This window comes from Desulfovibrio sp., from assembly GCF_019422935.1.
GTDB lineage: Bacteria > Desulfobacterota > Desulfovibrionia > Desulfovibrionales > Desulfovibrionaceae > Desulfovibrio.
The window spans coordinates 131,228-143,734 of the sequence record NZ_JAHZCJ010000007.1 but is presented as its reverse complement, the minus strand read 5'-3'; the positions used below and the strand labels follow the sequence as shown (position 1 = coordinate 143,734).

Here is a 12,507-nt window from a genome sequence, read left to right as displayed (position 1 = left end):
GGGCCGGCAGTTTGTGGCGCATGCCTTGCGTCAGTAATGTTTTTGCGGCGGCAGGCTTTATGCGGCGGTTTGCCCTGTCAGGCAAACCGCCGAAAGCTCATGTCAGCCGGGGCTGAATATCTGCAATTATTTCTGCGCGGCCTTTTCGGCAGCGGCCTGCACCGCAGTGATAGCCACGGTATTGACGATGTCGGGCACGGTGCAGCCGCGCGAGAGATCGTTGACAGGCTTGTTCAGGCCCTGGAGCACGGGCCCGATGGCCACCGCGCCAGCAGCGCGCTGCACGGCCTTGTAGGTATTGTTGCCGGTGTTGAGGTCGGGGAAGATGAACACCGTGGCCTTACCGGCAACCTTGCTGTCGGGCATCTTGGTTTTGGCAACCGAGGGGTCGATGGCCGCGTCGTACTGCAAGGGGCCTTCCAGTGCGAGATCGGGGGCCATTTCCTGCGCGATCTTGGTGGCTTCCACCACAACGTCCACGTCCGCACCCTTGCCGGAAGTACCGGTGGAGTAGGAAAGCATGGCAACGCGGGGCTCAATGCCAAACACCTTGGCCGTGTGGGCCGAGGCAATGGCGATTTCGGCCAGTTGCTGCGCGGAGGGATTGGGGTTCACGGCGCAGTCGCCAAAAGCCAGCACGCGATCCTTGAGGCACATGAGGAAGACCGAGGAAACCACGGTGAATCCGGGCTTGGTCTTCACAAATTCAAAGGCCGGGCGGATGGTGTGCGCCGTGGTGTTGACCGAACCGGAAACCATGCCGTCGGCATCGTCCTTCTTGACCATCATGGTGGCAAAGTAGGTGGCGTCGGTCATGGTGTCGCGCGCCTGTTCAGGGGTAATGCCCTTCTTCTTGCGCAGTTCGTAGTAGGTGTTGGCGTAGTCGTCAAACAGCTCGGATTTCACCGGGTCGATGAGGCGGGCCTTGGCAATGTCCAGGCCAAAGGCGCTGGCCTTGGAGCGGATTTCTTCCACATCGCCAAGCAGGATGATCTCGGCAACATCGCGGCGCAGAAGGATATCCGTGGCGCGCAGGATGCGCTCCTCGGTGCCTTCGGCCAGCACGATGCGCATCTTGTTGGCCTTGGCGCGCTGGATCAGCTCGAATTCAAACATCATGGGCGTGATGCGGCTGCTGCGCTCGCCGCCGATGCGGTTTTCGATTTCCTTGCCGTTGACGTACTGTTCAAACAGGCCCAGCACGCTGTTGATCTTGCGCAGATCGCCCGGTTCAATGGGGGCGATGATGCTTTGCAGGGCCATAAAGGCCTTGTAGGTGTGGTGCGGCGTCAGCAGGATGGGCAGGGGCGAGCCTGTCCAGCCTTCAATGAACTTGCAGACGTTTTCGGAGGGACGGATGCCCCCGGTCAGCAGTACGCCCGCAATATCGGGAGTAGAAGACGACAGGCGCGAGGCAATGGCGGCCAGTAGCACGTCGGCGCGGTCGCCAGGGGTGACGATGAGCTGGTCTTTGGCAATGTAGTTGAGCACATTGTCCACATGCATGGCGGCGATAAGGTAGTCGCCCACCAGCGCGTCCAGGCGTTTTTCGCCAAACAGCACTTCCGCGTCCAGGCCCTTTTTCACGTCAGCCATGGTGGGCTGGCCGATGGTGGGGTCGTTGGGAACGGAGAAAATCAGGGCTGGGCTGTCCTGCGTGCTGAAATGGGCGCGCAATTCGTCCAGTTCTGTCTGCGTGAGGTTGCGGCGGTTCACAATGGTGGCAACCACGTCCAGTGCATAGGGTTCAAGGCTGTCCATGGTGATCTGGAGCGAATCACGAATGTCTTCGGCGCTCACATTGTAGCCGCTGGTGACCAAGAGAACCGGGCAGCCAAGGTTGGCGGCAATTTCGGCATTGAGTTCAAACTCGAAAACCGGGTCTTTGGCAAGAAAGTCGGTGCCCACGCACACAACGAAATCATAGGTTTCCAGCAGCTTTTTGTACTTCTGGATGATGTTTTCGATGAGCAGATTGCGCGAACCCTGATTGATGATCTGGCGGGCTTCGCGCTGGGTGTAGGCGAAGGTGTCGGCGTAGTCCATCTTGAGCTTGAAGTATTCAAGCATCAGATGGATGTCGGGGTCGCGGTCGTCCCACAAAGGTTCGTTGATGATGGGACGGAAAAAAGCCACCTTGCGCATGCTGCGGGTGAGCAGCTGCATGGCCCCGAGGGCAATGGCGCTCTTGCCCGTCATGGGCCCGGTGGCGGTGATGTATAGACCGTTGTGCATAGTGCCTCCCCTGCTGTGCCGGCAGGCTGGCGGTATTAACGCGAAAAGGGCGCGAGGGCTTTCCTCGCGCCCAGGCCTTTAACCTTTGATCCCAAGCGTGTGACGTAGCCCGCGCCCGCAGCAACGGGCTGCCCCCCGGAGAGGAGCCAGGTGCTGGCGGGCGCGGGTAGTCATAACGTCAGGCCTCTCTACTCGGCGCTGGTGCCGGGGTAGGGCAGGTCAGCCAGCTGCTTGAGCATGGCGTAACGTTCCGTATAGGCTTCGGCCAGTTCGGCGCGCAGCTTCTTGGAGACTTCGGGAGCCATCTTTTCCAGAGAGGCAAACCGGGTTTCGCCGCCCAGGAATTCCTGAATGTCAGCAGAAGGAGCCTTGCTGTCGAGCTGGAAGGGATTCTTCTTTTCCTTGGACAGTTCGGGATTGTAGCGATACAGGGGCCAGTAGCCGGAAAGCACGGCCATCTTGGCTTCTTCCTGGCTCTTGCCCATGCCCTTGCGCAGGCCCTGGTTGATGCAGGGAGCGTAAGCGATGATGAGCGAGGGGCCCTTGTAGGCTTCGGCTTCGCGGAAGGCCTTGAGCACCTGCTGCTTGTCCGCGCCCATGGACACGGAGGCAACGTACACGTAGCCGTAGGTCATGGCCATGCGGCCAAGGTCTTTCTTGCCGGTGCGCTTGCCTGCGGCGGCAAACTGGGCCACAGCGCCAAGCGGGGTGGCCTTGGAGGACTGGCCGCCGGTGTTGGAGTACACTTCGGTATCCATCAGCAGCACGTTGATGTCGTCGCCGCTGGCGAGAACGTGGTCAAGGCCGCCGTAACCGATGTCGTAGCCCCAGCCGTCGCCGCCGAAGATCCACACGCTCTTCTTGGTGAAGAGGTCGTCCATGTGCCACAGTTCATGGGCCAGGGGGCTGTCAAAGCCTTCCAGGTTGGCCATGATCATTTCGCCGTACTTGCGGGAGCCTTCGGCATCGTCCTTGTTGTCCAGCCAACCCTGGAGGGCGGCCTTCAGTTCGGGAGAAGCGGATTCTTCTTTCAGGGCTTCCTGAACCTTCATGGCAAGCAGACCACGGCGCTGTTCGTAGGCAATGCCCATGCCGCAGCCGTATTCGGCGGCGTCTTCAAACAGGGAGTTGCCCCAGGCCGGGCCAAAGCCGTCCTTGTTGGTGCAGTAAGGCGTGGTGGGCGAAGAAGCACCCCAGATGGACGAGCAGCCCGTGGCGTTGGCCACGATCATGCGTTCGCCGAACATCTGGGTGAGCACCTTGACGTAAGGCGTTTCGCCGCAACCGGCGCAGGCGCCGGAGAACTCGTGCAGGGGCTGCTGGAGCTGCGAACCCTTGACGGTGTCGCGAGCCATGAGCTCGTCCTTGAGCGTGATGTTGGCTTCGGCGAAGGCCAGGTTTTCCTTCTGGGTGGGCATCTGGGTGTCAAGGGGCTTCATGACGAGGGCCTTGACCTTGGCGGGGCACACTTCGGCGCAGGAGCCGCAGCCCAGGCAGTCTTCGGTGTACACCTGGATGCGGAACTTCATGCCCTTCAGTTCTTTGCCAATGGCGTCCTTGGTCACAAAGGACGCGGGCGCGCCGGCCAGTTCTTCCTCGGTGGCGAGCACCGGGCGGATGGCGGCGTGGGGGCACACAAAGGAGCACTGGCAGCACTGGATGCAGTTTTCAACCTGCCATTCGGGCACGTCGATGGCGCAGCCGCGCTTTTCGCAAGCGGCGGTGCCGAGGGGCATGAAACCAGCCGGATCCATGGCGGACACGGGCAGCTTGTCGCCCTGCTGGGCCAGAATGGGACGCACAACGGCGCTGATGTATTCGTCGTCATCGCAGTGGCAGGCAGCGGCGCCTTCGGTGGCAGTGGCCCAGGAAGCGGGGTATTTCACTTCTTCCAGAGCGTCCATGCCCTTGTCCACGGCGGCGATGTTCATGTTGACGATCTTGTCGCCCTTGCTGCCGTAGGTTTTCTTGATGGATTCCTTGAGCAGGCCCACGGCCTTTTCAAAGTCAAGCACGTTGGCAAGCTTGAAGAAGGCAGTCTGCATGATCATGTTGATGCGGCCGCCGAGGCCCACTTCCTGGGCAACCTTGACAGCGTCCACGTTGTAGAACTTCAGCTTCTTGCGGGCGATGACGCGCTTCATGGAGGCGGGCAGGTGCTTTTCCATGTCAGCAAGCGACCAGTTGGAGTTCAGCACAAAGGTGCCGCCTTCCTTGATGCCTTCAAGAATGTCGTACTGGGTCACGTAGGCGGCCTTGTGACAGGCAACGTAGTCGGCCTTGGTGATCAGGTAGGAAGAGGTGATCTGTTCCTTGCCGAAGCGCAGGTGCGACACGGTGAAGCCGCCGGACTTCTTGGAGTCGTAAGCAAAGTAGGCCTGGGCGTAGAGATCGGTGTTGTCGCCGATGATCTTGATGGCCTGCTTGTTGGCGCCCACGGTGCCGTCAGCGCCGAGGCCGAAGAACTTGCACTGCACGGTGCCAGCGGGCACGGTGTCGATTTCTTCTTCCACGTCAAGCGACGTGTAGGTGACGTCGTCGTTGATGCCCACGGTGAAGTGGTTCTTGGGCTGAAGGGCCAGCATGTTGTCGTACACGGCCTTGGCCATGCCGGGGGTGAAGTCCTTGGAGCCCAGGCCGTAGCGGCCGCCCACCAGGGTGGGAGCTTCGCCCTTTTCGAGGAAGGCGGTGCAGACGTCCTGATACAGGGGATCGCCAAGAGCGCCGCTTTCCTTGGTGCGGTCAAGCACAGTGATGCAGGTCACGCTGGAAGGCAGGGCGCGCAGCAGATGCTCGGTGGAGAAGGGGCGGAACAGGTGCACCTTCACGAGGCCCACGCGCTGGCCCTGTGCGTTGAGGTACTTCACGGTTTCTTCGATGACTTCACAGGAAGAACCCATGGAAACGATCACGCGGTCGGCTTCGGGGTGGCCCACGTAGTCAAAGAGGCGGTACTTGCGGCCAGTGATGGACTCGACCTTCTTCATGTTCTCAAGCACGATGCCGGGCACGGCATCGTAGTAGAGATTGGAAGCTTCGCGGTTCTGGAAGTAGATGTCGGGGTTCTGGGCGGTGCCGCGAATGTGCGGATGCTCGGGGTTCATGGCGGTGGCGCGGAATTCGGCCACCTTTTCCCAGTTCACCAGGGGGCGGATGTCTTCGTAATCAATGGTTTCGATCTTCTGCACTTCGTGGGAGGTGCGGAAGCCGTCAAAGAAGTGGCAGAAGGGCAGGCTGGAATCGATGGCGGAAAGGTGCGCAACGAGGGCCAGGTCCATGCATTCCTGCACGGAGGAGGAAGCCAGGAAGCAGAAGCCAGTCTGACGGGCGGCCATCACGTCCTGGTGGTCGCCAAAGATGGACAGGGCATGGGAAGCCAGGGCGCGAGCCGAAACATGGAAAACGCCGGGAAGCAGTTCGCCGGCGATTTTGTACATGTTGGGGATCATGAGCAGCAGGCCCTGGGAAGCCGTGTAGGTGGAGGTGAGGGCGCCGGCGGAAAGCATGCCGTGCACAGCGCCAGCGGCGCCGGCTTCGGACTGCATTTCACGCACATTCACGATCTGGCCGAGCAGGTTTTTGGTGCCCTTGGCCGCCAACTGATCCATGACTTCGCCCATGACGGACGAGGGGGTGATGGGGTAAATGGCTGCCGTTTCCGACAGAGCGTAGGCAATGTGCGCGGTGGCGTTGTTGCCGTCCATAGTTTTCATATGAGCCATCTGTTCCTCCTTGGCGCCCACAGGCGCGCAATGTTTTTACAAAATCAGCGTGGGTCGGATCGGCCCCTGAGATAAGGCCCCGCACTTGGCAGGGACGGGCAACGGCTATTGCCGTGAAGTGAACACAAAATGGAGGCTGGGAGTGGAATCGTGGTAGAAAAACCCTACCCAATCCGCCTTTTCGCGTCCACCAAAAAAGCTTGGTATCACTTGTTTTGGAGCCTTGCTGCACACCCTCGTCTGCCCCGACGGAATGCGCGTTTTTGCGCTTACCATAAAATTGTTTGTTTGAACAGTTTAATCGAGGGCGCAACAAAAAAAATTGTGACAGACGCAACGTGCGGAAAATAGTGATGAATTGTCAAATCTGACAAGGTGGTTTGGCCCATGCCCGATGGGAAAACCTATGATGCCAGCACGTTGGAATGTGCAGGGCAAATGAAAAAAATGTTACAAATGTTCCAGGGCAGAAAATCTGCGGCTTGCCCTTGTGTCAATGTTACGGATTTTGGGCGTTTGCGGGCTGAACCCTTGCTGCGCCTCCAGCGTTAACCCGCCAGCAAAAATCCGTCCTGCGGGCAGTGCCCAAGCAGATTGTGGCAGAATACGCCGGCTGGAGAATGCCTGTACCGATTAAAGCGGGGGAGGAAACCTCTTGCAAAAGTTCCTCCCCCGAAAGCGTTCAGAAGCGTTCTCTTCTGGCAGGCAAGTTACAGCGAGAGGCCCATCTTGATGACCGCCTGCATGCCGCCTGTGGAGTTGACCACGTTGGTCACGCCATTGCGGGCCAGCACCAGCAGGCTGTCATAGGCGCGCAGACCCGTATTGCAGATAATGGCAACAGGGCGGTCCTTGGGCACTTCGCTGATTCTGGCGGCAATTTCTTCCAGCGGCATGGCGTGCCAGTCGGGATGCTTTTCCTGCACGGCCTTGCCTGCCGCCGCAGGGCGGGAATCAATAAAGAATACGTGGTTTTCGTTGCGTTTCTTCCACAGATCCATGAACTGGTCGGCGGTCACGGGGGTGAAGCGCCCGGAGAGGGCGTTGTCGGCAACATTGGCAACCACGTTGACCACGTCCATGGCCGAGGCAAAGGGCGGGGCGTAAGCGATTTCAAGGTTGGAGATATCTTCCACCGTGGGCTTGGAATACTGCAGGGCCGCAGCCACCGCATCAATGCGGGCCTTGAGCGAATCCGGATCGGCGCAGGCGCCCTGAATGCCCAGCACCCGGCTGGTGGCCTTGTCCACCACCAGCTCAAGGCTCATCATGGATTTTTCGGGGTAGAAGTGGGCGTGGTCGAGCTGCTCCACGCTGACGCTCATGGCGTCAAAGCCTTCTTTGCGGGCGCGTTCAACCGTGAGGCCCACGCCGCAGAAGGAAAGGCCAAAGAGTTTTACGGCCCAGGAGCCCACAAACCCAGGGAATCTGGCGTTGCCGCCAGCAAGGTTGGTGCCGATGATGCGCCCCTGGCGGTTTGCCATACTGCCCAGGGGCAGATAACCGATCTTGCCGGTGATGATGTTCTTGATGGCCACGCAGTCGCCGCCCGCATAGATGGAGGGGTCGGTGGTGCGCATATGCTCGTCCACCACCACCGCGCCAAAGGGGGCCACTTCCAGCCCGGCATCCTTGGCAAGCTGGCCGTTGGGGATAAAGCCTGCTGCAAAGATCACCAACTGGGCGGGGATTTCACGCTTGTCCGTGACCACCTTGGTGACAGTGCCGTTTTCGCCTTCAAGGCGCAGCACTTTTTCAGAGGTGAACACGTCAACCTTGTGGGTCAGGCAGTCGTTGGCGGCCATGAGCGAAAGAGGCTGGGAAAGCACGCCGGGCAGAATCTGATCCATCATTTCCACTACGCTGACTTTCACTCCCCACATGTCGGCCAGGGCCACGGCAGCCTCAAGGCCGATGAAGCCGCCGCCCACAATGACCGCCTCGCTCACCTTGCCCTCCTGGCAGGCGGCGCGGATGGCTCCGGCAGCTTCAAGGCGGGTCAGGGAAAGCACGTTTTTCAGATTCTTGCCTTCAATGGGGGGCACGCGCGGGCTTGCGCCGGTAGCCAGCACCAGCTTGTCGTAAGGCAGTTTTTCTTCCTTGCCGGAAACAACATCCTTGACGAGCAGAGTTTTGGCAGCCCGGTCAATGGCCAGGGCGCGCGTCTGGGTGCGCACGGTGATACCCTTCATATCGCGGAAAAATTCGGTGTCGCGTACGGTATGATAAGGCGTGGAGCGCAGGTCGTCGAGATTCTGTATTTCACCGGACACGTAGTAGGGGATGCCGCAACCGCCGTAGGAAATGAAGACGTTTTCGTCCACAAGCATCACTTCCGCATCGGGCATGAGGCGCTTGCAGCGGCAAGCCGCCTTGGGCCCCAGGGCAACACCACCAACTACCAGAATTTTTTCAGACATATCCGGGCTCCTTAGTGAAGAGTTATGAGCAAATGAGCATTACTGAGATATATGAGCATTCAAGGCAAGAATGCAAGGACAATTCCTGTTTACGGAAAAACCTAACGCCCGCGAAAACGGCGCTGGTCGCCCACGCGCACGGTTATGCGCTCATTATCCATATATTCCAGCAAGGCGATCAGGTATTTGCGCGAAAGCCCCAGGAGTTCTTTCAGACCGCCCACATCAAGATTGTCGTGGGTGGTGAACCAGCCGCGCACACGTTCAAGAATATCGGCCAGGGCCGGGCCGTGGTAATACAGGCCGTCCTTGATCTTGACCAGTTCGCCAGCTTCGCAGAGCAGGCGCAGCACCGGGGCGGCCTCCTTGGGGGAAACGCCGAGTTCCTCTAGCACGTCCTTGGCGTTGGGCGGGGTCAGCCCCGCGCTGGCATGCGCGTCCAGCAGCTTTTGGCGCAAGCCAGCCTGATCGGCAGCCAGGCTCACGGTATGCGATTGCAGGCGCAGCCCCTCGCCTTCAGTGACCAGATCGCCCTGCTTGAGGGCCTGATCCAGCACTTTTTGCACCAGCTTGGGGGGCAGGTTGCGGCTCCAGCCCGTGCACAGGGCTCCCCGGGTGAATCCGGGTTTGAGAGGCTCGCGGCGGTGCAGGTCGGCCCCGCGCTCAAGACTGGCGGCCAGCAGCTTTTCAAAGGGAATTTTGCCAATCCAGCAGCGGTTTTCCTTGTCCCAGCAGATGGCCTCGCCACGGGTGGAAAGCAGTTGCAGCGCCGCCTCCACAGCGGATCGGGCAAGGCCCGTCAGGGCGCGCAGACGCGCTTCGTCAGCGCCCTCAATACCGCGCAGGGTCAGTGCGCCGCGTACCAGCGCAGCCCTGGCTTCATCGCGCGCCTTGGCTTCGGCCTTGCCGCCGCCGATGGCTTCTGCCGCATCGCGAAGTTCTGGCAGCTCCTGCAACAGCCGGAGCTTATCGGCCAGTTCAGGGTCTTTGGCCCGTAGTTCGGGCGGCAGAGGGCTGACCAGCAGCCCGCCAGCAACTGTGCGCAGGGGGGAGTAGGCCCGCAACACGCAGTGGTCGCCAAATACGCCCACCATGGGTTCCTTGAAACGCAGTTCCGCCAGCGCGGTTTCACCGGGGGCGAGCTTGTCCCTGTCGCGAAAGACCACCCGCGCCGCGCATTCGCGCGTACCGTGGTGGAAATGGATTTCCACCCTTTGGCGCATGGCTCTTGGGGCGGAGGAAAGGCAGGTGAGCCTGACCAGCCAGCGGTTGGAGGGGAACAGTTCACCGGGGCGGGCCAGCACAAAACCGCGTTCGATTTCCTCCACATCCAGCCCCTGCACGTTGACGGCGCAGCGCTGGCCCGGCTGCACCGAATCGGCGGCCTTGCCATGACGTTGCAGCCCGCGCGCGCGGGTGGGCAGATCGGGCGGCATGAAGCGCAGTTCATCGCCAAGGTTGCACACGCCGGAAATGACCGTGCCTGTCACAACAGTGCCGTGTCCCTTCATGCTGAAAACGCGGTCCACCGGCAGGCGAAAAATATCGCTGCGCCGCTGAGCGGGCAGCTCGGCAGCCATGCGCGCAAGATGGTCGCGCAGCGTGTCCACTCCTTCGCCTGTGGTTGCGGAAACGGGGAAGATGGGTGCATTTTCAAGAAAGGAGCCTTGCAGGAATCCGCGTACTTCTTCCTGCACCATTTCGAGCCAGTCGGCGTCCACCATGTCTGTCTTGGTGAGGGCCACAAGGCCGGTGCGTATGCCCAGCAGGGAGCAGATTTCGAGATGTTCGCGGGTCTGGGGCATGATGCCTTCGTCTGCTGCAATGACCAGCATGACAAAGTCCACTCCTGCCGCGCCTGCCACCATGTTTTTGACAAAGCGCTCATGGCCCGGCACATCCACGATGCCCATCCGCTCGCCGCCGGGTAGATCAACCCAGGCGAAGCCTAGTTCAATGGTGATTCCCCGGCGTTTTTCTTCTTGCAGTCGGTCGCAGTCAATGCCTGTAAGCGCCCGTACCAGCGAAGTTTTGCCGTGATCTATATGCCCTGCCGTGCCTAGCACTACTGCCATAAAAGCTCCTTGGTGGTCTTGGGCCGAGTTTACACTCTGGCAAGCGCCTTTGCAAACAGCGCCCGCCCAGAAACGTAAAGGGGACCCCTTGCGTAAAGGAGTCCCCTTGAAAACGGCAAAAGAGGATTTAGGCGGTTAGGCTTCGCCCTGCTCCCTGGCCTTGATGAGGGCCATGGCCCTGTGAGCCAGCTGGGTAACTTCCGGCTTGGAAATCTGGTCGTCCGCACCCACGCTCACGCCCTTGTGGCGCAGCTTTTCGGTAATGAGTGAAGAAAAGAGCAGTACCGGCAGCTTTTTGAGCATGGAGTCTTCCTTGATGCGCAAGGTGAGATTGAGGCCGTCCATGACCGGCATTTCGATGTCTGAAACCACCACATGCACGAAGTCGGTGATGGGGCGGTTGCCTTCTTCGGCGCTCTTTTTGAAGTCCAGCAGACGATCCCAGGCAGCGCGTCCGTTGGAAACAACCTCAACGGTAAAGCCCGCCTTTTCCAGCAGGTCGCGCTGCATTTCGCGGATAAGGGCGGAATCGTCGGCTACAAGGGCCCGGTACCCCTCATTTGTCCAGTCGTCGCCCAGATCGTCAAGCCGCAGGCCCAGCTTGGGATTGAGGTTGGCGACCACTTTTTCAAGGTCGAGGAGAAAGATGATGCGGTCTTCAAGCTTGACCACGCCGATGACCGTATTGTTGGACACGGCAGCAACGTACTTGTTCGGCGGTTCAACCTTCTCCCAGCTGATGCGGTGGATTCGGTTGACGCCGGAAACCATGAAGGCCGTGGTGACGTTATTGAACTCCGTCACAATGGTTTTGGGCTGTTCTTCTTTTGCTGGGTGGGTTTTGCCCAGCCACATGGCCAGATCCACCAGCGGAATAATGCGCGAGCGCAGGTTGAAAGCACCCAGCACGCTCGGGTGCTGCACTTCGGGCAGTGCCGTCACCTTGGGCATGCGGATAATTTCAAGCACCTTGGCCACGTTGACGCCGTAGTAGCCGCGATAGGGCTTGGCGGGAACGGGTTCGCCATTTTCGTCCAACTGCGGCGCATCGGCAGAAGGAGGGGTGAATTCTTCAAGATAGAATTCCACCACTTCCAGCTCGTTGGTGCCGGCTTCCAGCAGAATATTGGTCTGGGCCATGCTGCCTCCAGAAAAGTACCGCTTCAGGAGCAAACGGGATTAAAGCGACTGCAGCCACAAATGAGCCGCGTCAATAAGACTTTTCGGCGTAGATGCGCCAGCCGTTAGACCTGCACGATTTTTTTGCGAAAAATTTTCTGCGGCTAGCTCTTCGACACGCTCCACAAGGTAGGTGTCGATACCGTTCAAAGAGGCCACATCAGCCAGTCTGCGGGTGTTTCCGCTCTGCCTTCCGCCTATGATTACCATGACATCCACACAGGAGGCAATGTTACGGGCTTCCTCCTGCCGCTCGCGGGTGGCGTCGCAAATGGTGGAAAGCACCACAAGGTCAGCTATGCGCGTGCGCAGATCTTCCACAATTTCCTGAAATATCTGTCGATCCTGAGTTGTCTGCGAGGCCAGCACATAGGCCTTGTTTTCGGCAAGGTGCAAGGACTCAAGCTCTGCCGCCGTGCCGAACACATGGGCCGGGCCGCAGGCGTAAGAAACCAGCCCGCGCACCTCCGGGTGATCCGCCTCGCCAAAAAGCAGCAGGGTTGCGCCATCAGCGGTGGCCCGCCCGATGGAAAGCTGGGCTTTTTTTACCTTGGGGCAGGTGGCGTCCACAATGTCGGCCCCGCTTTGTTTGACCTGCTCCTCAACCTGCCGCGTGATGCCGTGCGCGCGGATAACCGCCACATCGCCGGGGTGCAGTTGCGCGGCTTCCTTGACGCAGACCACGCCGCGCGACTCATACTCCGCCAGAACCTGCGGATTGTGGATGATGGGGCCAAGGGTACAGATGCGGGTCGTCTCGGGGGCGCCCCCTTTGCGCTCCAGCGCAGTGTTAAGTTTTTGCAGGGCCAGGCTCACGCCCATGCAAAAGCCCGCTGTCTTGGCGCGGTAAACATCCATCATGGCTCTCCTTCAAGG

Annotated in this window: 6 protein-coding genes; all 6 read right to left on the bottom strand. The window is 59.9% G+C overall.

Going from position 1 to position 12,507, the window contains the following annotated elements:
• Positions 1-126: 126 nt before the first annotated feature.
• Entirely contained in the window at positions 127-2,235 is a 2,109-nt protein-coding gene (pta, locus tag QZ383_RS10405; RefSeq protein ID WP_291445246.1) for a phosphate acetyltransferase, read from the bottom strand.
• A gap of 188 nt (positions 2,236-2,423) precedes the next feature.
• On the bottom strand, positions 2,424-5,957 hold the full coding sequence (gene nifJ, locus QZ383_RS10400; protein ID WP_291445244.1) for a pyruvate:ferredoxin (flavodoxin) oxidoreductase: 3,534 nt from the start codon (positions 5,955-5,957) through the stop codon (positions 2,424-2,426).
• A gap of 710 nt (positions 5,958-6,667) precedes the next feature.
• Positions 6,668-8,377, bottom strand: coding sequence for an FAD-dependent oxidoreductase (locus QZ383_RS10395; RefSeq protein ID WP_291445242.1), 1,710 nt, complete (start codon positions 8,375-8,377; stop codon positions 6,668-6,670).
• Positions 8,378-8,478: 101 nt separating this feature from the next.
• The gene (selB, locus tag QZ383_RS10390) at positions 8,479-10,452 is read right to left on the bottom strand and encodes a selenocysteine-specific translation elongation factor (RefSeq protein ID WP_291445240.1); all 1,974 of its coding nucleotides are present in this window, start codon (positions 10,450-10,452) and stop codon (positions 8,479-8,481) included.
• 135 nt (positions 10,453-10,587) lie between these two features.
• The gene (locus QZ383_RS10385) at positions 10,588-11,592 is read right to left on the bottom strand and encodes a chemotaxis protein (protein WP_192112702.1); all 1,005 of its coding nucleotides are present in this window, start codon (positions 11,590-11,592) and stop codon (positions 10,588-10,590) included.
• A 39-nt stretch (positions 11,593-11,631) separates the two neighbouring features.
• On the bottom strand, positions 11,632-12,489 hold the full coding sequence (ispH, locus tag QZ383_RS10380) for a 4-hydroxy-3-methylbut-2-enyl diphosphate reductase (protein ID WP_192112703.1): 858 nt from the start codon (positions 12,487-12,489) through the stop codon (positions 11,632-11,634).
• Between the last annotated feature and the right edge of the window lie 18 nt (positions 12,490-12,507).

What these genes read in the sequence shown, in the direction of transcription:
- ispH (WP_192112703.1), bottom strand. Translation starts at nt 12,489, where the DNA reads ATGGATGTTTACCGCGCCAAGACAGCGGGCTTTTGCATGGGCGTGAGC.
- selB (WP_291445240.1), bottom strand. Translation starts at nt 10,452, where the DNA reads ATGGCAGTAGTGCTAGGCACGGCAGGGCATATAGATCACGGCAAAACT.
- nifJ (WP_291445244.1), bottom strand. Translation starts at nt 5,957, where the DNA reads ATGGCTCATATGAAAACTATGGACGGCAACAACGCCACCGCGCACATT.
- pta (WP_291445246.1), bottom strand. Translation starts at nt 2,235, where the DNA reads ATGCACAACGGTCTATACATCACCGCCACCGGGCCCATGACGGGCAAG.
- QZ383_RS10385 (WP_192112702.1), bottom strand. Translation starts at nt 11,592, where the DNA reads ATGGCCCAGACCAATATTCTGCTGGAAGCCGGCACCAACGAGCTGGAA.
- QZ383_RS10395 (WP_291445242.1), bottom strand. Translation starts at nt 8,377, where the DNA reads ATGTCTGAAAAAATTCTGGTAGTTGGTGGTGTTGCCCTGGGGCCCAAG.